Genomic DNA, 25,411 nt, shown 5'->3' on the forward strand with positions numbered 1-25,411 from the left:
TAATGTCGACGTAGTCAGGAGGCTCCTCCGGAGCCAACAAAATGACCGAATTTCTTCTCTAAACAGGTTACTCCTCCGGAGTTATCTGCTAGGTTTTGCGCTTTTTCTTCTTTGCAGACGGAAATAACACATTGTTCAATATCAGCCGGTAACCTGGGGAGTTGGGGTACAAATTCAGGTCCGTGGGCATTCTTCGGCCGCCTCCGCCTCGTCCTTCCGGGTCATGGCCACCATAAAATGTCCATTGTCCCCGGCCCAGTTCACCATAAATGTAGCGGTCTGATGAGGTCGTCGTGCCCATCACCAGCACGCCTGGTTTAACCGTATGTTTTGAGAAAGCAGTAGTTTGTCCCATAAATTCCCTCACCAGATGCTCATGATTCTGAACAAGCATAGCGGGAATCACATCCCATTTGGCAGAAAAATCAAAGAGTGAAAAGTAAGCGCCATCCTCACCCCAGTTGCGGAAACGGCCTGCGGAAGAATTGATGTCCGAGAAAGTCATTCCCTCGTATTCGTCGAGTTGCAATTTGAAGTTTTGAAATGCAAAAGTTTTTTCAAAATCCAGCTTGGACTGCGCGTCCGGGTCCGCGCCATCGCCATCCATATTGTCCACGATATCAATACCTTCGGCCGCCAGTGCAATGTCGAAAGTTTCTGCACCTGAGCACATTGCGAACAGGAAGCCGCCGCCCGCACAGAACTCTTTAATCGCTTTGGCAACTGCCAGTTTCATCTGCGGCACTTTGGCAAAACCAAAACGGCTCGCGATCGCTTCCTGCGCTTTCACATCCGCAGGCGTCGTGCGCCGCAGGCTTTTACCAAATTGACCCGTGAAATCTTCGTGGTGCAAATGCAGCCAGTCATATTTGGGCAAATCGCCTTTCAGGATTTCTTCATCATAAATGACTTCAAAAGGGATTTCTGCATATTTTAAAACCAATAAAACAGCATCTGTATTCTCAAATTCGGATGGACTGATCTTAATAGGGGAATACACGGCGATTTTTGCGGCCTTATGCAGCTTAATGACATCCATATTCACGTTCGGATCACTGATCTGGCTCACGATCTGGGCGCTGGCGGATTCGGATAAGACCTCATAGGAGATGGCGCGGAGCTTGCATTCATTCTCAATGGACTTGCTATAACCTACTTTGAAGCTCCCGCCACGGTAATTCAGCAGCCAATCCACATCGATCTCATCTTTCAAAAGCGAATAGGCCAACCCGTAAGCTTTCAGGTGATTGGTCTGCGTATTATCCATCGGGACAAGGATCTGATTCGCAAGACAGATATGCGAAGCGAGCACCAAAACGAGCAATAGAAACCTCTTCAGCATAATGTGACAGGTTAAAATTTTTAGCGCCAGAAAACAGGGGAGGGTAAAATCAAATTTATGTAATATTCAGCATATTAAATAGTTGCCTGTAAGTGTTTTATGTATTTTTTTGAAATTAAATTGAAGTGCAGGTAAGGCCGGTTTGTCACAATGAAACAGGTGCGGCGACGCGCTGGCCAGAGCCTAATGGTTAGGAAAAGCGAATGGTATGCTTGAAAGGCGTAAAACCAGTCAGGAACACAGTCGGTGCTTCAACAGGCGGGAGTGCGCCGCGTAATGCAATGTTCTTGTGCAAGCCAATCCCCGGACCAAAAGAAATCGTGTCACCATTAAAGCTATAACTTCCGGTTCCTTCTTTCAGCAGCCACGAATCTTTGGTGTTTTCAATTCGGGTGAGCCCGGTGAATGTGCCGCCCGGCCTGAAAATCAGTTCAACAGCTAAGGGAACCCGTTCGGTGCCTATGGTTTGAATGTCAATTTGCATCCCGTTTTCTGTTTCGCTGATCAGGATTCTTGTTTCCAGATTTTGGACTTCGCTAACAGGTCGGAACAACCGCGGCATTTTTTCCCAATCTCCGTCTTTCGAAATGAAATCTTTGGGATAAGGCTGAAAATACGGCCCGTCCAGTGTTTGGGCCAGCTCCCAGGTTTTTCCTTTTTCATCCAGCTTTTCCGATTGAAATTGTCCTTTGCCAAAAAATGAGGAAGCCAGTCGCACGCCCTGCAAAACTGCATTTCCTTTCATGAATGTGAGCCAGGAAGGATTATTGGCGATCAATGTGCTGTCCCAATTCCCTCGCCGGATCCTGACCAGGCCGGAGTTTGGAAAAGTCTTAACATAATTGACAGGTAATGGCTTGGGCGCAGGCAATTCTTTCCATAATGTCTGATCGGACAGATAGTAATCCAGAAAACCGCCGATTTTCAACCCGGCTGTTTTTTCAATCATTTGACACATTGCAGCATACGCACCGTTTTGGTCTTTCAAGGCCAGGTAGCGATAAGGATAGTAATAATTTTCCAACGTCCCGACCAGGGCCTTATCCTGGCGTCCAGAAGCATCCGTAACAATTTCGCCATTCGGATGCACATAGAACATAGTCATATCGAGATTCTTGCGGACGCTGTCCAGCAGTTCGGGTTTATTGAAACCGCTGGCAATCGTGATCAGCAGCCGGTCTGTCAATGATGAGTAAATGAACGTGCTTTTCTCATTATACTGGCCGTCCTGATCAATGTCAATGTGTTCGCCGAGCCATTGCTCCGCCCGGGCAACGTATTTGGGATCGGGCCAAAGTGAGTTGAGCTTCGCGAGCGCGGCGCAAACAACCCACCGGTGATTGGGCGTGTGTATTCCACCTACCGACAGCGCGTTGCCCCCACGGATGAGGAATGTTTTGAGGTTTGTCAGCATTTTATCGCCACCGCTGGTTTCCGATTTTTGGATCAGCGTATAGGCAGTCACCAGCCGCTTGACGAGAAACCCAGTGTCTGGTGTGGAATGGAAGTTGGTAGAAAGCAGATCAATAGTGCCATCCTCGTGCTGTGTTTTAACGAGATAAAGCGTGGCCAGGTTCATGTCTGCAAGCAATTCGTTTGACCGGAAAAACCGGGAACCAGGCGAAGAGATTGCATTAGCCCCTGCCTGGATCAGCGCCGATGTTGTGTGTGGGTTGACCACCTCAAAAGCGTCCATAAGCCCGCCATAAGCAGGATTTGCAGTCTCTTTGATTTGCAATTTCTTGATTGCCTCAACGCCGATATCATTTTGTTTAACCAGCGCTTCCAACCATTCCGGCACATTTTGTATCCTCTTGTTTACAGGACTAAAGGCCATGGCCGAAGCAATGGGCAAAGCGCAAATAGCGACGGTTGTTCCCTTTACAAAATTTCTTCTGTTCATGCAGGCAAATCGTTACAAATGCAGACAAAAGAATCGAAAACCGGCGGGTTACTGGTTTGTAGAATTCTTATTACAACTTTTCAATTTATTTGTAAAAGCGGCCTTAGGATTTGAGATAAAATTCAGGCAAATTTGAACCCGTTTCCCCGATAACAAGATGTTTCTTCAACCGCTTGCTAATTGTATTTTCAAAAGCCCTGATTTTTCGGGAGCTTTATTATACAGTAGCGCCGAGCTTTCCTGCGCATTTCATCTGCAAATTATAACTCACTATTTTCCTGGCTATTAAATGAAAACAACTCTACTTCGAAATTTAAGCCTGGGGTATCTTCTTTTGCCGAACCTTATTTTTTCACTGGGTTGGTTCCGTTTGCCCTTGTCGTTGATGCTGGCCCTGGGCATTGTCTGCATATTTGTTTACAATTTCCGCCTTGAAAAAAGCAGCCTCGCGGAAATCAGTAATAAGCAGCTCATTCAAATTTCCTTCATATCGCTGCTGATCATTGCATTTTCCGGCATTGGTGGCTTTTGCTTTCAGGCTTTTGATTACTGGGCGCATAATTCTAAATATTATACACTTTTTAATCATGACTGGCCGGTTTTGTTCAAAGCCAATGGCCGTTATGCTTGTCATTACTTCGGTTTCTTCCTTGTTCCCGCATTGATTTCCAAAATGCTGGGCGAATTATCAGGCATCGCACTTTATTTGTGGGCCTCCGTTGGCTTGTTTCTTGGCTTTTGCTGGATATTCATTTTTACTGGGAAGAGCTATCTTTCTCTGATGCTGTTCCTCTCATTAGGCGGCGTCGGACATTTGGTGAAAGTGGTTACGCTCCGACTAATCGGCTTAAATTATCATGTACCGCCGTTTTTTACGGAAATCTGGCCTGTGCTTTATCAGGCGCAATGGGCACCAAACCAACTTATCCCTATCATTATCGTTTCCTCCATTCTTTTTCATGATTATGTGTATCTGAAAAAGCCCGAGAGGAGCTTCCTGGCCGTTATCGCGATTTTTATCTGGGGGATTTTTCCGTCGATCGTTTTTGTGATCATTTTTTCTATGCTTGTCGTGCTGCGTTACCGCAATGATATCCGGGCATTTTTCCAGCGCCAAGTCATGATCGACATTCTCATCCCCGGAATGCTTTTCGTTCCTACTTTTTTCTATTTTTTATCAGGTAAAGGTTCTGTGATTGCTGGTTTTATCTGGCAGTTTAATCCGCTGAACGAAATCGCGTTCCACTATTTCTTCGGCGTAGTGATCGATCTGGGTGTTTTGGTCGGCATTGTTTTCATTCTTAACCTTCATAAAAATATCAATAAGGATATCATTCTTGCATTATTTATGCTGCTAATCCTTATTTCGCTCGTAAGAATGGGCAAGTGGAACGACTGGTTCCTGAGGGGAAATACACCGGTTCTGACATTGCTTTCTTTGTTTATCCTGCAAGGTTTTTCCGTCTGGATCAAAGAGCGGCCCAACTGGTACAAACTGAAAGTTGCCTATCCACTCATGCTGTTTTTATTCATGGGCCTCATCGTCCCGATATCGCAGATCCGGCGGGCATTGCAGGAAAACGTTGTAACGTCCATGCTTTTCCCCGATAAGGTGACATTTAAGCCTTATCCGTATAATCAGTTTGAAGATTTTTATGAATTGGGCCTGACAATTTACTCGCAGCAGGAAGCCAACCAGTTCCTGGGTCAGAAAGGCTCGATTTATGAACTTTATTTAGCAAGATAACGCCAACCTTCTGATATCTTCACAGCCCCCGGTAATTGAAACGAGGTCAGCTTTATGCTTTAACCGTTTCAATAAACCTGGGGGCTTTTCTGTTTTTAGAGGCTTGCTCATAGGCATAAGCAATGCGAATCAGGTCCGGCTCTCCAAATGCTTTACCCAAAAATGAAATGCCGACGGGAAGCTCATTCACAGCACCCATAGGAACAGTTACGGAAGGGAATCCGGATATCGCAGCTGGTCCATAACCGCCGTAACCAGTCCAAAAGTCTCCGTTAACCAGGTCATTGCACCAGGCAGGGCCGGTTGCTGGTCCACAAAGCGCATCCAGTTTTTCTGACTCAAACAGTGCATTCAATGTATTTCTCACATTTAATATTTTTTTCAGGGCTTCTTTGTATTCCTTCGATTCTAGATCGCCTTTTTCCTGCGAGATTTCCAGTAATTCCTGCTGGAAATAAGGCATTGCCTTTGCAGCATTGGCTTTGTTGAACGCGATCAGTGCTTCCAAAGACTTTATTTTTGAGTTTGATTTGGAAAGATATTTATTCAAACCATCCTTAAATTCATAATGTAGCAGAATAGACTCGGCTCCGTCCACTTTTTGCGTCTTCATATAATTCACTTCTACAATCACAGCCCCTTTTTCCCTCATTTGATCCAATGCTTTTTTTAGCAAAGCATCCACATCTTCGTGTTGTTTCAGAAAATCTTTTTCAATTCCGATGCGCTTTCCTTTCAAGCCGTTAGGGTAAAGGGAAGCGGTGAAGTCGGTGAAAATTTTATAATCAACGGCAGTTTTTGCTGGATCGTTGGGGTCGGCCCCCACCATTGCGCTAAGTAACATGGCGGCATCCGCAACCGTCCTTCCGAGTGGTCCGGCCGTGTCCTGAGTTGCCGATATGGGGATAATGCCTGAGCGGCTTACCAACCCCACCGTCGGTTTGATGCCGACCACACCATTCATCGCTGCCGGGCATGCGATGGAACCGTTGGTTTCCGTGCCTACAGCCACAGCGCAGAAATTTGCGGCAACGGCCGCGCCTGATCCCGAACTGGAACCGCAAGGGGAACGGTCCAGTATGTACGGATTCCTGGTTTGCCCGCCACGGCTGCTCCATCCGCTCGACGAACGCGTAGACCGAAAGTTAGCCCATTCGCTCATATTGGTTTTGCCGAGAATAACCGTTCCGGCTTCGCGCATTTTCTTGACTACAAATGCATCCACAGAAGCAATGTTGCCGGCAAGTGCGATTGAGCCCGCAGTTGTTTGCATTTTATCCTTCGTATCAATGTTATCCTTGATCAGCACCGGAATGCCGTGCATCGGCCCCCGGACCTTCCCGTTTTTTCGCTCCGCATCCATCGCATCCGCAATGGCAAGTGCGTCCGGGTTGACTTCGATCACTGCATTGATCTTCGGCCCTTTTTTATCAAAAGCAGCAATTTGATCAAGGTAATGCTCTGTGATTGAGCGAGATGATAATTTGCCCTGCTTCATCTGCTCCTGCATTTGCACGACCGTCATTTCGGCTAATGCGAATTTGGACGGCTCGTGCTTTTCCTGGTTTGCCGATTTGGTCTGACATTGAAAAAATGGAAACGCAACAGTAGTAATTCCAGCAGCAGAAGCCAGACGCACAAAGTTTCTTCTTTTCATAAAGCATTATCATAGGTTCAGATGCAATATAAAAAGTCTCCGTAGTGAAATGTTAACGGCGGGATTTTTTTTCAGTAAGCTGTTTCCAGATCCAGAAAATCAGCCAGAACGGTCCGATCATAATGACGGTGACAACCGTTGCTACGCCGAGAATCAGGGCGAATAAGAATCGAAGGGTTACTATAATAATTTCGGTCATTGCTATGAGTGTGTGTGAATTGTAGAATAAATTATACTGTACTTTCTTGCGCTTAGAATGTTTTTGACAAATAGATATAGTAAGTATAACTAGGCATAGTTATAAATAGCTAAATGCCTTTAAATGATATAAATATCTAATAAAATTATCATATATAATTTCTCTGGCACGGTTATTTTTTTAACTTTGTCATTGAAAAATATCACATAAACAGTAATTGTCATGGACTTCTTATCAAACGTCATATATTATTCAGGTAAGTTACTTTTCGCAACAATTTTGTTTGTTGCCATGATCATTTCTACCATCGTGTCCTTGCCGTTTATCGGTGTAGGATTGATTAAAGACGCTATTGATTCACATTCGCACCAGCATGCGGACCGGAATCACATGGCGGATTATTTCGGATAATACGATCTTGACATATTGAATAATATAAATGGGTGCAGAAATCAGATTCTGCCCCTTTTTTTGTTCATATACTACATAAACATGGCAACATTCCGAGGTCATGAGAAGTTATTCTTCCAAATCGAATACTTTTGGGCTTTATCCATATAGTTAGTCGTAGTAACCAAAATGGCCGGAATGTTTTCAGAAAGGATTGTTAAATGCGTTTTTATATGGGGACTAAGTGCAGTGACTTCGTTCACTTATGCCCAGGAAAGTAGATATAGTTTTGAACAAGGCATGATGGGCTCTCCATTTAAGCTCGTGTTTTATGCAAAAAACGATTCCGTAGCTAACATTGCAGCCCAAAGTGCATTTAAAAGAATTGAGAAACTGAACGAACTTTTAAGCGATTACCGCGATGGAAGTGAAATAAACATGCTTTCGGCCCAGTCCGGAAGCGGCAAATGGGTGCCGGTGAGTGATGATCTCTTCAACATTCTGGCCATCAGTCAGGATATCAGCGTAAAAACGGATGGGGCTTTTGACGCAACTTTGGGCCCGGTGGTGCAGATGTGGCGCCACGCGACCAGGAAGGGCATTTTTCCGAAGGAAAGCGAAATTAAGGAAGCGATGGCGAAAACGGGTTACACAAAAATGAAGCTTGACCCGAAATCCAAAAAAGTATTTCTGTCACAAAAGGGGATGCGGCTGGACATTGGTGGTCTTGGGAAAGGATTCGCCGCCGAAGAAGCGGTGAAAGTCTTGCAGACCTTTGGTATAAAATCAATTATGATGGATGCCGGCGGAAAAATCGTTCTCACCAGTCCGCCACCGGGGACAGAAGGCTGGAACATTACCATTTCAAATGGCAGTGATTCGCTTAAAACAATGGCATTATCAAACGTGGCGCTCGCCACCTCCGGCCCAACGTATCGTTTTATGGAATATAATGGGACCAGATATTCGCACATTGTCGATCCGAAAACGGGCATAGGGCTGTTATTTCACGTGCGAACAACTGTTATTTCGCTGGATGGGACCGTTGCGGATGCACTAGCGACAGCATTCAGTGTGGCAGGAATCGCGAAAAGCAAGAAGATCATCGCACGGTTTCCTGACAGTAAAGTTTGGCTGGTGGAAAGGCAGGATGAGCGTGTGGCCGAATGGAATACATTGGAATAGTTTTTTAACCCTCACCTTGAAAGCATAGCTTACCGCTTTTTCAGCTAAAATTTATGACAAAGACTATTTTTATCGCTTCCGCAGAGCCATATGCAGGGAAGTCAGTGATTGCATTGGGCCTTGTTAATATGCTTTTGTCCAAAACACAAAAAATCGGTTTTTTTAAACCCATCATTTCCCAGCAGGAACCCGGGCGGAAAGACAAGCACATTGAGGCCATTATTAGTTACTTTTCATTGCCTATTGCTTACGAGGATACATTCGCTTTTACCCGGCAGGAAGTTTTGCAACACCCCGAATCGGAAAACTGGGGCGAAATGATCAACACCATTATCAGCAAGTTTAAAAAGCTGGAAGAGGATTACGATTTTACCGTCATTGAAGGAAGTGACTTTTTAGGTGAAGGAATTGCCTTTGAATTCGAATCCAACGCGGCGATTGCTAAAAACCTTGGTGCGCCGGTGCTGACAATCATCAATGGTGAAAATAAATCTACGGCTCAGATTATTAATTCAGCGCTGAATGTGCTGCGAAATTTTGAATCGCGTGAAGTCCAGGTGCTGGGCATTGTGGCGAATCGGGTTAAGGCCGAACAAGTGGAAGACGTCAGGGAATTGCTGCGGATGCAGTTACCGGACGACATTATGCTCACGGTGATTCCCTGGGAAAAAGCGCTGCTAAGTCCTACTATGCGCGAAATTGCCGATGCGCTCGACGCCAAAGTGCTTTTTGGGGAACATTTGCTTTCGAGCCAGGTTGACAACTACGTGACCGGTGCCATGATGCTGCCCAACTTTCTGAACCATATCAAAGAGAATGTGCTGATCATCACACCCGGCGACCGGGGCGACATTGTGATCGGTGCATTGCAGGCTAACCTTTCCACCAATTATCCCAAAGTTGCAGGCATTGTTCTGACGGCCGGAACCATTCCCGAAGAGCCGGTAATGAGGCTGGTGGAAGGTTTGCAAAACATTATCCCCATCATTGCCGTACAGCAAGGCACATTTGGAACGACGACGGCCATTGGTGCGATACATTCGCGAATTACTGCGGACAACACGAAAAAGATCGAGCTGGCGATCGACACTTTTGAAAAATATGTGGATATGAAAAAGCTGGATGATAAAATCATCACATTCCAGCCAGAAGGAATCACGCCACATATGTTTCAGTATCAACTGGTGAAATGGGCGAAAAGCCAGAAAAAGCACATTGTCCTGCCGGAAGGCAATGATGACCGGATTTTACGGGCGGCTGCCAGGTTAGTTGGCCAGAATGTGGTGGACCTGACGATCCTTGGTGATCCAACGGAAGTTGCCGCTGCTATTAAAAGGCTGGGAATAGATCTCGACCTGAATATAGTCAGGGTTGTAAATCCAACTCATTCGGAACATTATGAAGATTATGTAGAGACACTGTATGAGCTCCGGAAAAATAAAAATGTAAACCTGGAAATGGCGCGCGACCTGATGACGGATGTCTCGTATTTCGGCACAATGATGGTTTACAAAGGTCATGCGGATGGAATGGTTTCCGGCGCGGTGCACACGACGCAGCACACGATCCGGCCCGCATTGCAGTTTATCAAAACAAAACCAGGCGTTTCCATCGTCTCGTCCATCTTCTTTATGTGCCTCCCGGACCGCGTCGCGATCTTTGGCGACTGTGCCGTAAACCCAAACCCAACGGCTTCCCAGCTTGCCGATATCGCTATTTCATCCGCCGAAAGCAGTGCGAGATTTGGCATTGAACCGCGCATTGCAATGCTGTCTTATTCATCCGGAACTTCGGGAGAAGGCGAGGATGTGGAACGTGTTCGCGAGGCGACGGCTCTTGTAAAGGAGCGGGCGCCGCATCTCAAAGTGGAAGGTCCCATCCAGTATGACGCCGCTGTGGACCCGATTGTAGGCAACCAGAAATTATCGAATTCCGAAGTAGCAGGAAAGGCCAGCGTGCTGATTTTTCCAGACCTGAACACAGGGAATAACACTTACAAAGCCGTTCAGCGTGAAACGGGGGCTTTGGCAATCGGGCCGATGTTGCAGGGGCTGAATAAACCCATCAACGACCTGAGCCGCGGATGCACCGTCGACGATATTTTTAACACCGTGGTAATCACCGCCATTCAATGTCAGCAAGAATGAACATTCTCATCATCAATTCAGGAAGCAGCTCGCTTAAATATCAGTTTTTCAAAATGCCCGAGCAAAAACCGCTTTGTGTCGGGATCATTGAAAGGATAGGAAAAGAAAATTGTTTTATCAGGCATAAAGTGCAGCGGGACGGAGTGGAGAAGCTTACAGAAAAGACTTTCTTCGTCAAAGACCATTCCGAAGGCCTTCAAAATGTTGTGCAGTTATTAACCGATCCGGAAACGGGTGTTATTGAAAAGACTGGTGAAATTGAAGTGATCGGGCACCGGGTGGTGCATGGAGGCGAAGATTTTACGACGGCTGTTATGGTGACAGATGAAGTGAAAGAAAAAATCCGCTCGCTTTTTTCCCTGGCACCATTGCATAATCCTGTTAATTATAAATGCATTGAGATAGCAGAAAAGACTTTTCCGGACGCAAAACAAATTGCCGTTTTCGACACTGCGTTTCATCAATCCATGCCAGAATACGCATTTCGCTATGCAATTCCCGAGAAATATTATTCAGAAATGCGGATCCGCGCTTACGGGTTTCACGGCACCAGTCACAAGTTTGTCAGCTCCGCGGCGATGAACTGGTTGCAAAAGCCCGATGCTAAAATCATCAGCATTCATTTAGGAAATGGGTGCAGCATTACTGCCGTCGACGCGGGGAAGTCGCTGGATACTAGCATGGGTTTTGGTCCTTTGAGCGGACTCATCATGGGAACGCGGTCGGGCGACATTGATCCGTCTGTTATTTTGCATTTGCTTCGGCAGGAGAAAAAAACACCGGATGAGATGGATGTTTTGCTTAACAAGCAATCGGGCATGATGGGGCTTACAGGCCATAGCGACATGCGTGATGTGCGAAAACTACTTGAAATGGGTAATTATGACGCCGAATTAGCCGCGGACATGTTTGCTTACCGCATCAAAAAATACATTGGCTCTTATGCCGCAATATTAAATGGGCTGGACGCAGTCATTTTCACCGCTGGCGTAGGCGAGAATGACGCCCTCATGCGTGAGAGGGTCTGCAGGGATATGGAATTTTTAGGTTTGACGATCGATTCCGAGCGTAACCGGATTAAATCCGATGAGATTAATGAGATTAATACGCCAGAATCCCGTGTAAAAATCCTTGTAGTGCCTACCAATGAGGAGTTTGAGATCGCTAAACAGAGCTTTGAGTTATTAAGTGAAGAACCGCCATGCGAGCAAATTGAATTGTATTAATCCGATAATTATTAGTTTTAAATTATAGTTTTAAATGGTTGTTTAAATTAATCATTTAAAATGTTTGCGGAGTAAAAAAAATTGCAGACCTTTGGTTTGTAATTACATTGTGCGTTGAAGACAATCTGACAAAAATTAAATAAGACAAGCAAGTGAAGTGCATAACAGAAAAAAGCGAGGATAAGATTAAGGAAGCGGCCAGGAGGGTTTTTCTGAAAAAAGGTTTTGACGGAACAACGTCGAGAGACATTGCCCGCGAAGCGGATATGAACATTGCATTGACCAATTATTATTTTAGAAGTAAGGAGAAGCTGTTTTTAGAAATTTTCAGTGAAGTGCTGGCGATGTATTTCAACAACACCATTGAGATTTTGAATAAAAGAATCAGCATTAAGGAGAAAATCTCGGAAATGATCGAGCATGATTTTGCGATGATGAAGAATGAACCGGATATGGTCATTTTCATTATGAACGAGATCCACAAAGAGCCGGATCGCTTGTTTACGAGCATGTTTCATTTCAAGCGGTTGCAGGAAACCTATTTTACCCAACAACTGGAAGAAGGCATTGCCAATGGAACGATCAGAGATATGCGGCTCGAAAATCTGCTGCCCCTGATCAAGTGTTCGGTCGAGTTTATCTACCTGGCCAAACCTATTCATAAAAAACTGTATAACATGACGGACGAAGGATTTGAGACTTTTGCCGAAACCCAGAAGGAGCACATTAAGGAAATGATTTGCAGTTATCTGGTTATTGGATAAATTTTTTTTGCCTATCATTTAAACAAACATTTAAAATAAACATTTACTTGAACTAAGCCATGAAATTAAAATTTCATATCGCAGCCCTTATGTCTTTTTTGGCCACCGGCAGCATTAAAGCGCAGGAGCATTCGCTGCCGCAACTATTGGAATTAGCCATGAAGAATGATTTTAGCATTCAGTCGGCGCAGTTGGAAGAAAGGAAAACCAATGCCAGAATTGATGAGGTAAAATCGGCCCTGCTTCCCAGTGTGAATGTTTCGGGGGATTACAAGCGTTACTTTAAAATTCCAGGTCAGGTTGTGCCGGCAAGTGCATTTGGCGGACCCGAAGGGCAGTACAGTACATTGGCTTTTGGATTGCCTTACAATCTGTCAACAACAGCGCAAGTAACTCAGAATCTGTACAATCCATCCGTAAGATATGCACTGAAAGCAGCGAATCTGAATCGGGAGCTTACCTCGTTAAGCACTGTAAAAACCAAGGAAGATGTAGCTTACAATGTTACAGATGCTTATTACAACTTGGTTACGGTAGTGCAGCAGATGGCTTTTTTAGACAGCAACCTTATTTCGCTGGATCGCATGTACAAAGTTTCTGATTTGCTTTATCAGAACAAACTGGGCCAACGCGTGGATGTGGACAGGATTTTGATCAACAAAACCACAACAGAAACGCAGCTGGCAACATTGAAAGACAATTACAGTCAGCTCGTCAACCTCCTGAAATATTACACCGGGACCCCGCAATCCGATTCGTTGCGTATAGCGATAAACGTTAGTGATGTTTCGCTTCCTGTGCAGTCGCAAGATGCCGAATCAAGGCGCACAGATGTGGCTTTAATACAAAAGCAGCGCGATTTGAACGAGTTGCAGGACAAGAACATTAAGTCTGGCTTTATCCCGACTGTAAGTGCTTACGGAACAGCAAATATGTCGTTCTACGCCAAAGCAGGGGAGAATTCAACCTTTCAGGACGTGCCGGGTTACTGGGCTGGGTTGCAGCTGAACTGGAGTGTTTTTGACGGGATGGCAAGAAGGGCGAAAAGGAGTCAGAACCAGATCGATAACGAGAAACTGGGTGTGCAGCTGCGGCAGGTCAAAGAGTCCATAGCCATGGAAGAAGCCAATGCGAGAAACAAATTTGCCGTAGAACAAAGGAATATTAATGCAAAGAAAGATCAGGTGGCTTTGGCCGGCAGGGTTTACAAACAGATCCAATTACAATTCAAAGAAGGAACGGTTTCGCTGACGGACGTAATTCAAGCAGAAAACAGCAACCTGGACGCCCAAAGTAATTACCTGACTTCCCTCGTCCAATTGCTGAAAGCCGAACTGGAATGGAAGAAGGCGACCGGCTCATTGATACAAAAATAACATACTCAATTACTACTGTACTAAACATTAACATCAAGATTATGAAACGCTTACTTATATTTTTAGCCGTGATTGCTGGCATAGGCCTTACTGCCGCCAAGTTATTGGACAACAAAGAAAAAACTGCCGCAAAAGTTTACGTTCCCGATGCAGATCCCAAAGTAGGGGTAAAGGTTGCGGTTGCGGAAATGCGGAAATTGTCGCAAGAAGCATCTTTTTTAGGCTCGTTTACGCCTAACCGGAAAGTTGAAATCCGGCCGCAGGCAGGTGGCGAAATCGTTCGTCTGAACATTCAGGAAGGTCAATTTGTGAAAGCAGGGCAGTTGATCGCCAAGCTGGACGATGAACAATTGCGTTACCAGATTGAGGCCGCGCAAGTAACATTGGAAGGTTACCAAAATGATTTGAAAAGATACGAAGTGCTTGTAAAAGGCGACGCGGTCCCGGCCGTGAACCTGGAGAGAACGCAACTGAGCATCCGCAGCACCGAGGCGCAGATCAAACAACTGAAAAAACAAGTGGCCAACACCAGCATTATAGCACCGTTTTCGGGCATCGTAACGGCTAAAATGGTTGAAAAAGGCTCTGTTGTGAGCATTGGAACGCCGATGGCTGAAATTACGGACATTTCACTTTTAAAACTGGTGGTTAACATTCCTGAAAAATCGATCAATGAATTCCGCAATGGCAGAACCATTGGCATTCAAACGGATGTGTATCCCGACGCCAGTTTCAGCGGAAAAGTGACCATGGTAAGCGCAGAAGGCGACGACGCGCACAATTATCCGGTTGAAATTACGGTCCAGAATTCACAGAAAAATCCTTTGAAAGCAGGCATGTACGGTTCCATTGCCAATAATGCCGAAGTGAAAGGCGAAGCGCTTGCAATCCCACGTCAGGCGATTACAGGTTCCGCTAAGCAGCCGCAGGTTTATGTGGTTGAAAATGGTAAGGCAAAGCTGCGCGACGTAGCCATTGGCGCGACGACGAATGAATTTTATGAAATTACAAAAGGTCTGAAGGCAGGCGAGCAAGTGGTCACCAGCGGCCAGATCAACCTGCAAAACGGCACTTCGGTCATTGCGCAATAATCCACATTAGCCAGAAAAAACATGAAATTTATTCAAACCATATTAAAACGTCCGTCGATGATCATTGTGCTGTTTGCAGTGCTGATCCTCGGAGGGCTTGTTTCCTACACGCAGCTGAATTACATGCTGTTGCCGGAATTCTCAGTGCCAACCATCACCATCACAACGGTTTACCCGGGTGCGGCGCCTACGGAAGTAGAATCCGAAGTGAGTAAAAAGATCGAGGATGCCGTTTCGGGCCTGGACAACATTAAAGAAGTGACTTCCAAATCTTTGGAAAGTGCATCGCTGGTTATCGTTGAATTTAAAGCTGGGACGGACATTGACAAAGCTTTGGAAGATGCCCAACGTGATGTAAACAACATGCTGAGCGACTTGCCGGATGACGCGGAAACGCCGTCTCTATCCAAAATATCGCCCAGCGATCAGCCGATTATGCAGCTGCTGGCAACTTCGAGCCTGCCTAATGAAGTATTTTACCAGCAAGTTGAAGACAAATATTTGCCCATACTAACGCAGATAGAAGGCGTTGCCGAAATCACCATGACCGGTGGCGACCAGCGCGAGATCCGTGTGAATGTGAACAATGATAAGCTCAACTTTTACGGATTATCATTATTACAGGTTACGCAGGCCATTAATCAGGCGAATCTCGACTTCCCGACTGGAAAAGTGAAGAGCACAAGCGAAAATATGACATTGCGCCTCGCCGGAAAGTTTACTTCCATTGATGACATCAGAAATCTGGTCATCACCTCGCCCGTAACAGGCAGCCCCATCCGCGTGGGTGACGTCGCCAACATTACCGACGGCCTTACGGACGCAGAAAGCATCAGCCGCTATAATGGGATCAACGGAATTGGATTATTTGTAAAAAAACAATCCGATGCGAATGCGGTTGAGATCAGCAAATCCATTCAGGCGAAGCTTTCGGAAATAGAGAAAACCAATGTAAAGGACAAAGTGAAATTTGCCATTGCTTACGACAGCAGCATTTTTACGCTGGAATCGGTTGAGGCTGTAACCCATGACTTGATCATTGCTGTGATCCTGGTGGCTGCGGTTATGCTTCTGTTCCTGCACAGTTTCAGGAATGCATTCATTGTCATGGTTTCCGTTCCGGCATCATTGATCGCAGCTTTCCTTTTCATGTATTTGATGGGTTACTCGCTGAACCTGATGACATTACTGGCCCTTTCACTGGTGATCGGGATTCTGGTCGATGACTCGATTGTAATTCTCGAGAACATTCAGCGACATCTGGAAATGGGCAAAAACCGCTGGGATGCAACCATTGAAGGGGTTACGGAAATTGGATTTGCAGCATTGGCGATCACATTGGTAATCGTTGTGGTTTTTGTTCCAATCACATTTGTGAACTCCGTTATTGCCGATTTGCTTCGTCAGTTCAGCTTAACAGTCGCGTTTGCGACAATGGTCAGCTTGCTGGTAAGTTTCACGCTGACGCCATGGATGACTTCCAAAATGGCACGGATCGAACATCTGGATCCGAAAAATCCGGTTCAGGCTTTCTTATTATGGTTTGAAAAAGGCCTTACCAAGATGACCAAGTGGTATCACGGCAGTTTGCAATGGGTTTTGGGTCATAAGCTGGCATTCTCAGGAATTCTGGTGGCGATATTCGGGATGACGGTTTGGGTAATGAGCTTAGGCATCATTGGTTCTGAATTCGTAGCCGAAGGTGATCAGGGCAAGTTCTTATTGACTATGAAATTGGACAAAAGTGCCTCATTGCAGCAAAATAACCTTACTTCCAGACAGATAGAAGATTATTTGAGAAAAAAACCTGAGGTGAAAACGATCTTTGCCAATGTAGGCGGGGCCAGTACAGGCTTGAACAGCTCGGGACAAGGTGAAACAAACCGGACGGAGCTAACCGTAGAATTGATCCCTGTTACGGAGCGCGCTAATGCGCAACCAACAGAGGATTACATGCTTGCAGTGCGAAAGGAATTGGAACAGAAGTTTGCAGGAGTGGAATTCAATTCAGCGGCCGTAGGGATGGTCAACTCAGGCACGTCTCCCATCGAAATTTTCCTAAGTGGGGATGATTTGGATAAAATCCTTGCATCCGCAAACGACCTTGCCAACAGATTGAGAAAAACACCGGGCGCAAATGACGTGAATGTGTCCGTTGAAGCCGGTAATCCCGAAGTGCGCGTGGAAATAGACCGTGAAAAAATGGCGAAGCTTGGCCTCGACATCCAGACAGTAGGCGCTACTATGCAGAATGCATTTGCCGGAAATGATGATTCAAAATATCGCGATGGCGGTGAAGATTATGAGATCCGCATCATGCTGGACGCATTCGATCGCAAGAACCCGGATGATGTTAAGAATATTAACTTTTACAGTCCGGCAGCCAAGCGTCCGGTCCGTCTGGCGGAGTTCGCAAACGTGAGTTTAAGTAACGGCCCGTCGATTGTGGAGCGGAAAAACCGTCGTTCATCCGTGACGGTAACCGCTAATACATTAGGAATTGGATCAGGAACATTGGTGAGCAATATTCAGCAGGGGTTAGTGGAGAAGCCACTTCCGTCTGACGTGACGCTGACCTGGGGCGGTGACGCAAAAAATCAGAGCGAAGGGTTCGGGTCACTCGGTCTGGCGATGCTTGCAGGGTTGGTTTTGGTATACTTTATCATGGTGTTGCTGTACGACAGTTTTGTTTATCCGCTGGTGGTGTTGTTCTCCATCCCGGTGGCCGTTGTCGGAGCGCTTCTGGCACTCGCATTGTCGTCGTCAAACATTGGTATTTTTGCCCTTTTGGGGATGCTGATGCTGATCGGGCTTGTAGTTAAAAATGCAATTCTGATCGTTGACTTTGCCAATCAGCAGAAAGAGCTTGGCGTGCCGTTCAGACATGCCATTCTGATTGCGGGGGAAGAGCGTCTTCGTCCGATTCTGATGACAACCATTGCCATGGTGATCGGAATGGTGCCCATTGCAACGGCAACAGGCGCAGGTGCAGAATGGAAAAATTCGCTGGCATGGGTTTTAATAGGCGGGCTTACAAGTTCAATGCTTTTAACCATTTATCTCGTGCCAATGATGTATTATCTGGTCGACAGGGCTGCTGAAAAATGGGCGTCGTTCAGATTCCGTTCTGGCACGGTAACCAAAAGTATAGTGGTGGAGGAAGCCTAGCTAGGATAAACGTTAACATGAAAAAATTCCTGTTTGAAAAAGTTCCCAATTTTGAAAAACTGAAAGTCAACTGCGTCAGAACTTGACAATTTAAGAGCTGAATGGGGAAAAAATGCAAAAAGATTTTTTTCATGTTAACGGTAAAATGCAAAATGAATAGGCAGTTTGATGAACTAGTATGGCAGGTATCGGGTTTACCTTTTAACTTTGAATGCCAGTAAAGAATTTCCGGTAAATTGTTACGTCCGGATCGTAGTTTAAGAACAGGTTAAAAGAAGGCGCGGGAAGCCAAACTGACATTTTTATCAAACTCAAGTTCTAAAAATTTTAGCATGGAAAATAATCACTACAATACCAACTGATCGCTCTGATCACCCCTCAGCCTCGGCTTGAAAGCCACCAGGCACCCCACTAAAAGAAGCTGTTGATTCTGACATTAATTACTTATGGGTAAAAAATTAAATAAGCGCATCGCCGAATTTAAAGACGCGGCTATCATTAGATCCAAAGGTCTTTATCCTTACTTCCGCCCCATCGAATCCGGGCAAGACACGGAAGTTATCATCAATGGAAAGCCGGTCCTTATGTTCGGATCGAACTCATATCTGGGCCTGACCTCGCATCCTTACATTATTGAGATGTCTCAAAAAGCGGTGCAAAAATATGGAAGCGGATGTGCCGGATCCCGGTTCCTGAACGGAACGCTGGACATTCACGAAGAACTGGAAAGAAGGCTTGCCCTTTACACAGGAAAAGAAGCTTCGGTGCTTTTCAGCACAGGTTACCAGGCGAATCTTGGTGCATTGTCAAGCCTTACCGGCCGCAATGATTACCTGATCCTCGACGAGAGCGACCACGCCTCCATCATTGACGGCAGCCGTTTGTCTTTTTCAAAAGTGATCAAGTATGCGCACAATGATATGAAAGACCTCAGGAAGAAACTAAGCCTTTTGCCTGAAGAAGCCGTGAAGCTTATTGCAACAGACGGTATTTTCAGCATGGAAGGCGACATTGTTAAACTTCCTGAACTGAATGCGATTGCAGAAGAATTTGATGCCTCGGTGTTGGTGGACGACGCACACAGCTTGGGCGTAATTGGCAAGAACGGCGCAGGAACAGCATCCTACTTCGGACTGACGGAAACGACAGATTTGATCATGGGAACATTCAGTAAATCACTCGCTTCACTGGGCGGCTTTATTGCCGGAGATGCAGCAACAATCGATTATCTGAAACACCGCGCACGTTCGCTGATGTTCAGCGCCAGCATGACGCCGGCCGCAGTGGGCAGCACATTGGCAGCATTGGATATCATTGAATCAGAGCCGCATCACATTGAGCGTCTTTGGGCCAACACCAGATATGCCAAAGAATTGTTATTGGTTAATGGATTTGATTTGGGTAAAACCGAAAGTCCGATCCTGCCGGTTTACATCCGTGATAACGAAAAAACATTCCTGATGACCAAGCTGTTGCAGGAAGACGGCGTTTTCGTCAATCCGGTTGTTTCGCCAGCGGTTCGTCCGGAACATTCATTGATCCGCTTCTCCCTGATGGCGACGCACACTTTCAGTCAGATCGAAGAAGCAGTTGATAAAATGACAAAAATTTATCGTCAGATCTGTCCGGAAGCGGTTACCGCAAAACTATGAAGCGCATTGCCCACGTAAACTCTCCCAAAGATCTCGAATCGTTCATCGATTTTCCCCACGAGTTATATAAGGAAAATCCAAACTACGTTCCGGAGCTTTTTATCGCACAAAGAGACATGCTTTCTCCGAAGAAGCATCCCTTTTATGAACATTCGGAAGTGAAGCTGTTTCTGGCTTACGAGGGAGAGAAGATTGTGGGACGTGTTGCGGCGATTGATAACCGCAATCACAATGCGTTTACAGGCAGAAAAGACGGCTTTTTTGGTTTTTTTGATACGATCAATGACCAGGAAGTTGTAGATCTGCTGATCGGGCAGGCGGCTGAATGGGTTAAATCCAAAGGCGCAGATACGCTGATAGGACCGGTCAATTTGTCGACCAACGACACTGTGGGTTTGCTGATTGAAGGATATGACAAGCCGCCAATGGCTATGATGCCTTACAATCCGCCCTATTATGTGCCTTTGCTTGAAAATACAGGTCTTGTAAAAAAGACCGATTTGCTTGCTTACGAGATCAATGTAAACGAGGCGAATGACAAGTCAGTGAGGCTGATCGAAGCATTGGAAGGAAGATTGAAAAGAAGCGGCATTACGATTCGCAAGATCAATTTGAAGGATTTCAAGGGTGAGGTGGCCAAGATCAGGGAAATTTACAACAGTGCCTGGGACAAGAACCTGGGCTTTGTTCCGATGACCGAAAAGGAATTTGATTACCTGGCCAATGATTTGAAATTAGTCCTTGATCCGAATTTTTGTCTTGTCGCAGAAAAGGATAACAAGCTGGTAGGTTTTGTGCTGGGCATCCCGGACATTAACCAGATCCAGATTAAGATCAAAAAAGGACGTTTGTTGCCAACCGGAATTTTTAAATTATTGTTTGGCAAAAAAAATATAACCCGCATTCGCGTACTAACGTTGGGCGTGATTGAAGGATATCGCAAAATGGGCATAGAAGCCTGTTTATACGGCCATATCATCAAAAACACCTACGGCACAAAAGTCACAGGTGGCGAATGTTCATGGATGCTGGAAGGCAATTATCTGATGAATCACGCCATCGAGCAAATCAACGGAAAGCTGTACAAGCGGTACAGACTGTTGGAAAAAGAAATATGAAAGAGAAAGTATTCATAACGGGGGCGAGCGGTTTTATCGGTTATCATCTGGTAGAAGCTGCACTGGAAGCAGGCATGGAAGTGCATGCAGCAACCAGGCCCACCAGCGACCTGACGTTTCTGAAAAAGCTGCAAGGCGATTTGGAAAAGACCGGAAAAGGACCGCTGACTTTTGTGAATACAAATTTTGATTCAAGGGATTCCTTGAAAGAATTACTGGAAAATGGAGGCTATTCCTACATTATCCATGCAGCAGGAGTGACCAAGGCTAAGAAAACGGCTGTTTACAATAAAGTCAATGCAGAATATTCCCTGCATCTGGCGCAAGCGGCCATGTCAGCCAATATTCCTTTAAAACGCTTTGTTTTTCTAAGCAGTCTGGCCGCTATTGGCCCGCTGGCTTATGCTGAACAGCAGCTTATCACAGAGGAAACATTGCCCATTCCTGTGACAGATTATGGTAAAAGTAAATTGCTGGCTGAGCAAAATCTCGAGCAAGTGAGCGGCTTACCATTAACCATCATCCGTCCGACTGCCGTTTATGGTCCCGGTGAAAAGGATTTGTTTATTCTTTTCAAAACACTGAACAATGGATTGGATGCATATATAGGCAAGGGCCCGCAACGGCTCAGCTTCGTTTATGTAAAAGATCTTGTGGCTGCCACCATGGCTGCAATGCTGGAAAACCAGCGCGAAATCACAGTATATAATATTTCCGACGGACAGGCTTACGACCGCTATGCATTCGCAGACCGGTTCCGGGAAATCAGCGGTAAAAACATATTCAGGGCACATTTACCTTGGTTTTTGGTAAGGTTAATGGCTGGTTTACTGGACTTTATCTATGGATTTACCTCCGTAACCCCGGTTTTAAACAGGGAAAAACTCAAAGAGCTCACAGCTGCAAACTGGATCTGTAGCATAGACGCAGCCAGGAACAGCCTGCACTATACACCGCAATATGACTTGCGGCAGGGAATGCAGGAAACCCTAATGTGGTACAAAGAAAATAAGTGGCTATAACATTTCAGGGTATCTAATCGATCATTACACCGGGTTCCCGTCAGGAAACTCATGTTTATGATGCATGGCAAAGTCATGAAAAAACACGTTACGACGTTCAAAAATGAAAACATTAATTAAGTCGGTATGGTTAAAAGTTTTCCTGATTATCTGTCTCGTACAGATCATTTCAGGAACGGCCATAGCGCAAAGCACCTCAATTAAAGGAACCGTTACCGACGCAAAAACAGGCGAAACATTGCCGTTTGTGTCCATCCTGATCCCGGGAACAACAATGGGGACAGCCTCCGATGCAGACGGAAAATATGCGATGACATTGCGCGAAGATTACAAAACCGTAAAATTCACCTACGTAGGATATCTCAGCATTGAAAAACCCATTACTCCAGGCATCGATCAGGTGATTAATGTGAAAATGTCGGTGGATGCTTCCATGCTGAAAGAAGTAACCATTAAAGGAAGAGGACGATACAGAAACAAGGATAACCCGGCTGTTCAGCTGATCCGCGAAGTGATTGCGCACAAAGACCAGAATAAAATGGCGGCTAATGACTTCGTGGAGTATGAGCAGTATGAAAAGATCTCGTTTGCGCTGAGCAACCTCTCGGACAATTTCAAGGAGAAACGCATTTTCAAGAATTACCAATTCCTTTTTGAGGATCAGGATTCGACTGCCATGGGCGGGAAGAATATGTTGCCTGCTTACATCCAGGAAAAGCTTTCGCAGGTTTATTTCCGCAAAAATCCTTATACCAAAAAGCAATGGGTGCTGGCGAACAGAAGGGCTGAATTCGACGCGAAATTTGTGGATAATGACGGTCTGAGCGCCTATTTCAACAGGTTATATGAAGATATTAATCTGTATGAAAATGACATTTCCATTGCGACTAACCTGTTACTGAGCCCGATCGCGAATTCCGCACCGACGTTCTATAAGTTCTTCATTCGTGATACGATCAAGACAGAAACGCCATGGTTGGTTGAATTGGGATTTGTGCCACGAAATAAAACAGACATGCTGTTCGAAGGCAAGCTGTTTATCACGTTGGATGGAAATTATGGAGTTCAAAATGCTTATCTGACTGTCAACAAAGACATTAACCTCAATTTCATGCGTGACCTCGAAGCACGTCTGGAATATGAAAAAGGACCGGACGGACGCTATCACCCAACGAAGACAACATTGGGCATGGAGTTCGCATTAGGCGAGAAAAATGCAGGTTTTTATGGCCAGCGCGTGGTGAATTTTAAAAACTACACCATTAACCAAAGCCGGCCCGACAGTGTTTACCGCGGACCCAGGGAAGAAATCGTGTTCAATCCTGATGTAAAAACCGGTGAAGCATTCTGGGCTGGCGTGAGACATTTGCCCCTGGAAAAAATGGAGCTGAACATTTACCGAAATGTGGATACCCTCCAGACCATTCCGTCATTCCGCAGGACCATGGACATTGCTACGCTTTTCTTATCCGGTTATAAATCGTTTGGAAAAGTGGAAGTAGGGCCGGTGAACACATTTTACAGTTTCAACCCGGTTGAGGGTTTCAGGCTGCGTTTTGGCGGACGGACTACAACCGATTTCAGCAAGCGCTTCTACCTGGAGACTTATGCAGCTTACGGTTTCAAGGACCAGAGATGGAAATACTTTTTGAGCGGGACTTATTCATTCAATAACAAATCCGTTTACCATTTCCCGCTGAACTACATCCGCGCCAGTTACCAACGTGATACCAAGATTCCGGGTCAGGATTTGCAGTTTGTGCAGGAAGACAACTTCCTCTTGTCATTCAAAAGGGGCGATAACAACCGCTGGCTTTACAATGACGTGTACAAGCTGGAATATGTGCGTGAGTTCGAAAGCCGCTTTTCATACAAGATCGGTTTTACCAACTGGAAACAAACCCCAGCGGGAATTTTGAAATACGAAAGGCTTGATAAAGAAGGTAGTTTAGAGAATGTGGGAGGCCTGAGCAACACAGAAGCGAATCTGGAAGTGCGCTATGCACCGCATGAGCAATATTACCAGGGAAAATTGTATCGCACGCCGATCATTAATAAATACCCGATTTTCACCTTGCGCTACAATGCAGGTTTAAAAGGTGTTTTTGAAGGTCAAAACCGGTATCACAACGTTTCAGCCAACATTGCAAAGCGTGTTTACCTTTCGCAGTTTGGTTATGCGGACGTAACGGCCGAGGGAAGTTACATTTTTGGTAGCAATGTCCTTTTTCCGCTGCTTACCATCCACCGCGCCAACCAGACTTATGCTTACCAGCTCAACAGCTATAACCTGATGAACTTCCTGGAATTTGTGAGCGATCATTATGCCAGTCTGGATGTGCAGTATTATATGAACGGGTTTCTTTTCAACAAAATACCATTGTTGAAAAAACTGAAACTGAGAGAGGTTTTCAGCTTCAAGGGGCTGATGGGCGGACTTCGGGATGAGAACAATCCAATGAATAGCCCTGGACTTTTCCGCTTTCCGGTGGATGAGAACGGCAAGCCGATCAGTTACACATTATCCCGGGAACCTTACATTGAAGGAAGCGTCGGCATAGCCAACATTTTCAAGCTGTTAAGAGTGGATCTTGTAAAACGTTTTACCTATCTCGACAACCCGAATGTTTCGGAGTGGGGGATCAGGGCGCGTTTCAGGCTTGATTTTTAAGGAGAACAAAGAAATACGACACCAATTATATATGAATTACGCAATTATAGCGGCCGGGGAAGGGTCACGTTTGGCAAGGGAGGGCTTCAAGCATCCCAAACCAATGGTGACGCTTTATGGGGAAATGCTGATAGACAGGCTAATAGGGATTTTTATGCGTAACAATGCAGAAAAAATCATGATCATTATCAATGAAGAATCTGCCGAACTGGAAAGTCACCTGTCAGACCTGAGCCTGACATTGCCGATTCAGATTGTCAAAAAATCAACGCCGAGCTCGCTGCATAGCGTGTACGAACTGCTGGGAAGCGACCCGGAACTGGAAGCCATCTGCCTGACGACAACGGACACGGTTTTTAAGGAAGAGGAATTCACAGCCTACATTCAGGAATTTGCAGCGAATGAGAAACTGGGCGGCCTGATGGCTGTTACCACGTTTATTGACGACGAAAGTCCTTTGTATGTAACAGTGGATGATGCAGATAACATTACAGCGTTCACGGATAAAAACACCACGCAAACGCGCTTCGTCTCCGGCGGGATTTATTGCCTCAGGAAAGAAGCGATTGCGCTGGTAAGCGAAGCAGTGCATGGCGGTGTGAGCCGGATGCGCAATTTTCAACGGCAGTTGCTGGAAAACGACATTCATCTGAAAGCTTACCCGTTTTCGAAAATTGTGGATGTGGACCACGTGCAGGATATTAAAACAGCCGAGCTTTTTTTAAGCCCCGAAACTGCTGTTTGATTAAAAAT

18 protein-coding genes are annotated in these 25,411 nt (G+C 45.6%); 14 read left to right on the top strand and 4 right to left on the bottom strand.

The window, feature by feature from the left end:
* Positions 1–88 precede the first annotated feature (88 nt).
* Positions 89–1,342 (bottom strand): asparagine synthetase B, encoded by a 1,254-nt coding sequence (locus MUK70_RS30180; protein ID WP_234656552.1) that lies wholly within the window; start codon positions 1,340–1,342, stop codon positions 89–91.
* A gap of 190 nt (positions 1,343–1,532) precedes the next feature.
* Positions 1,533–3,245, bottom strand: a complete 1,713-nt coding sequence (locus MUK70_RS30185; protein WP_234656553.1) for a twin-arginine translocation signal domain-containing protein — start codon at positions 3,243–3,245, stop codon at positions 1,533–1,535.
* Between the two features lie 289 nt (positions 3,246–3,534).
* Here MUK70_RS30185 and MUK70_RS30190 point away from each other — a divergent pair, with 289 nt between their 5' ends.
* Positions 3,535–4,992 (top strand): hypothetical protein, encoded by a 1,458-nt coding sequence (locus tag MUK70_RS30190; protein WP_234606993.1) that lies wholly within the window; start codon positions 3,535–3,537, stop codon positions 4,990–4,992.
* A gap of 52 nt (positions 4,993–5,044) precedes the next feature.
* Here the strand turns inward: MUK70_RS30190 and MUK70_RS30195 are convergent, their stop codons facing one another.
* Positions 5,045–6,649, bottom strand: coding sequence for an amidase (locus MUK70_RS30195; RefSeq protein ID WP_234656554.1), 1,605 nt, complete (start codon positions 6,647–6,649; stop codon positions 5,045–5,047).
* A gap of 52 nt (positions 6,650–6,701) precedes the next feature.
* Positions 6,702–6,848 carry a hypothetical protein gene (locus MUK70_RS30200; RefSeq protein WP_234606995.1) on the bottom strand — a complete coding sequence of 49 codons (147 nt, stop codon included), beginning with the start codon at positions 6,846–6,848 and terminating at the stop codon, positions 6,702–6,704.
* Positions 6,849–7,070: 222 nt separating this feature from the next.
* Between MUK70_RS30200 and MUK70_RS30205 the strand changes: the two genes are divergently transcribed.
* From MUK70_RS30205 to MUK70_RS30265, 13 genes are all read left to right on the top strand, one after another.
* Positions 7,071–7,259 carry a hypothetical protein gene (locus tag MUK70_RS30205; RefSeq protein WP_234606996.1) on the top strand — a complete coding sequence of 63 codons (189 nt, stop codon included), beginning with the start codon at positions 7,071–7,073 and terminating at the stop codon, positions 7,257–7,259.
* A gap of 177 nt (positions 7,260–7,436) precedes the next feature.
* Positions 7,437–8,423 carry an FAD:protein FMN transferase gene (locus tag MUK70_RS30210; protein WP_234656555.1) on the top strand — a complete coding sequence of 329 codons (987 nt, stop codon included), beginning with the start codon at positions 7,437–7,439 and terminating at the stop codon, positions 8,421–8,423.
* Between the two features lie 53 nt (positions 8,424–8,476).
* Positions 8,477–10,570 carry a phosphate acetyltransferase gene (pta, locus tag MUK70_RS30215; protein ID WP_234606998.1) on the top strand — a complete coding sequence of 698 codons (2,094 nt, stop codon included), beginning with the start codon at positions 8,477–8,479 and terminating at the stop codon, positions 10,568–10,570.
* Complete coding sequence (locus MUK70_RS30220) at positions 10,567–11,796, top strand: acetate/propionate family kinase (RefSeq protein ID WP_234656556.1); 1,230 nt, start codon at positions 10,567–10,569, stop codon at positions 11,794–11,796. The genes pta and MUK70_RS30220 overlap by 4 nt, the downstream gene beginning before the upstream one ends.
* A gap of 152 nt (positions 11,797–11,948) precedes the next feature.
* On the top strand, positions 11,949–12,560 hold the full coding sequence (locus MUK70_RS30225) for a TetR/AcrR family transcriptional regulator (RefSeq protein WP_234607000.1): 612 nt from the start codon (positions 11,949–11,951) through the stop codon (positions 12,558–12,560).
* A 59-nt stretch (positions 12,561–12,619) separates the two neighbouring features.
* A complete protein-coding gene (locus tag MUK70_RS30230; protein WP_234607001.1) occupies positions 12,620–13,936 on the top strand; it encodes a TolC family protein in 1,317 nt (438 codons plus the stop codon).
* Between the two features lie 41 nt (positions 13,937–13,977).
* Positions 13,978–15,027: an efflux RND transporter periplasmic adaptor subunit gene (locus tag MUK70_RS30235; protein ID WP_234607002.1), complete on the top strand. Its 1,050-nt coding sequence runs from the start codon at positions 13,978–13,980 to the stop codon at positions 15,025–15,027.
* Between the two features lie 21 nt (positions 15,028–15,048).
* On the top strand, positions 15,049–18,195 hold the full coding sequence (locus tag MUK70_RS30240; protein ID WP_234656557.1) for an efflux RND transporter permease subunit: 3,147 nt from the start codon (positions 15,049–15,051) through the stop codon (positions 18,193–18,195).
* A 446-nt stretch (positions 18,196–18,641) separates the two neighbouring features.
* Positions 18,642–19,847: a serine palmitoyltransferase gene (gene spt / locus MUK70_RS30245; RefSeq protein ID WP_234656558.1), complete on the top strand. Its 1,206-nt coding sequence runs from the start codon at positions 18,642–18,644 to the stop codon at positions 19,845–19,847.
* Positions 19,844–20,965, top strand: coding sequence for a GNAT family N-acetyltransferase (locus tag MUK70_RS30250; protein ID WP_234656559.1), 1,122 nt, complete (start codon positions 19,844–19,846; stop codon positions 20,963–20,965). Before spt ends, MUK70_RS30250 begins: the two co-directional genes overlap by 4 nt.
* Positions 20,962–21,987 (top strand): NAD-dependent epimerase/dehydratase family protein, encoded by a 1,026-nt coding sequence (locus MUK70_RS30255; protein WP_244784584.1) that lies wholly within the window; start codon positions 20,962–20,964, stop codon positions 21,985–21,987. The genes MUK70_RS30250 and MUK70_RS30255 overlap by 4 nt, the downstream gene beginning before the upstream one ends.
* A 103-nt stretch (positions 21,988–22,090) precedes the next feature.
* Positions 22,091–24,658: a DUF5686 and carboxypeptidase-like regulatory domain-containing protein gene (locus MUK70_RS30260; protein WP_234656561.1), complete on the top strand. Its 2,568-nt coding sequence runs from the start codon at positions 22,091–22,093 to the stop codon at positions 24,656–24,658.
* 31 nt (positions 24,659–24,689) lie between these two features.
* On the top strand, positions 24,690–25,403 hold the full coding sequence (locus tag MUK70_RS30265; RefSeq protein WP_234656562.1) for a nucleotidyltransferase family protein: 714 nt from the start codon (positions 24,690–24,692) through the stop codon (positions 25,401–25,403).
* The last annotated feature ends 8 nt before the right edge of the window (positions 25,404–25,411 follow it).

It is taken from the genome of Dyadobacter chenwenxiniae, assembly GCF_022869785.1.
GTDB classification, from domain to species: Bacteria; Bacteroidota; Bacteroidia; order Cytophagales; family Spirosomataceae; genus Dyadobacter; species Dyadobacter chenwenxiniae.

Coding starts and splice junctions, on each gene's coding strand:
- spt (WP_234656558.1), top strand. CDS start 18,642: ATGGGTAAAAAATTAAATAAGCGCATCGCCGAATTTAAAGACGCGGCT.
- MUK70_RS30195 (WP_234656554.1), bottom strand. CDS start 6,649: ATGAAAAGAAGAAACTTTGTGCGTCTGGCTTCTGCTGCTGGAATTACT.
- MUK70_RS30220 (WP_234656556.1), top strand. CDS start 10,567: ATGAACATTCTCATCATCAATTCAGGAAGCAGCTCGCTTAAATATCAG.
- MUK70_RS30190 (WP_234606993.1), top strand. CDS start 3,535: ATGAAAACAACTCTACTTCGAAATTTAAGCCTGGGGTATCTTCTTTTG.
- MUK70_RS30240 (WP_234656557.1), top strand. CDS start 15,049: ATGAAATTTATTCAAACCATATTAAAACGTCCGTCGATGATCATTGTG.
- MUK70_RS30185 (WP_234656553.1), bottom strand. CDS start 3,245: ATGAACAGAAGAAATTTTGTAAAGGGAACAACCGTCGCTATTTGCGCT.
- MUK70_RS30255 (WP_244784584.1), top strand. CDS start 20,962: ATGAAAGAGAAAGTATTCATAACGGGGGCGAGCGGTTTTATCGGTTAT.
- MUK70_RS30265 (WP_234656562.1), top strand. CDS start 24,690: ATGAATTACGCAATTATAGCGGCCGGGGAAGGGTCACGTTTGGCAAGG.
- MUK70_RS30200 (WP_234606995.1), bottom strand. CDS start 6,848: ATGACCGAAATTATTATAGTAACCCTTCGATTCTTATTCGCCCTGATT.
- MUK70_RS30205 (WP_234606996.1), top strand. CDS start 7,071: ATGGACTTCTTATCAAACGTCATATATTATTCAGGTAAGTTACTTTTC.
- MUK70_RS30210 (WP_234656555.1), top strand. CDS start 7,437: ATGTTTTCAGAAAGGATTGTTAAATGCGTTTTTATATGGGGACTAAGT.
- pta (WP_234606998.1), top strand. CDS start 8,477: ATGACAAAGACTATTTTTATCGCTTCCGCAGAGCCATATGCAGGGAAG.
- MUK70_RS30260 (WP_234656561.1), top strand. CDS start 22,091: ATGAAAACATTAATTAAGTCGGTATGGTTAAAAGTTTTCCTGATTATC.
- MUK70_RS30235 (WP_234607002.1), top strand. CDS start 13,978: ATGAAACGCTTACTTATATTTTTAGCCGTGATTGCTGGCATAGGCCTT.
- MUK70_RS30250 (WP_234656559.1), top strand. CDS start 19,844: ATGAAGCGCATTGCCCACGTAAACTCTCCCAAAGATCTCGAATCGTTC.
- MUK70_RS30180 (WP_234656552.1), bottom strand. CDS start 1,342: ATGCTGAAGAGGTTTCTATTGCTCGTTTTGGTGCTCGCTTCGCATATC.
- MUK70_RS30230 (WP_234607001.1), top strand. CDS start 12,620: ATGAAATTAAAATTTCATATCGCAGCCCTTATGTCTTTTTTGGCCACC.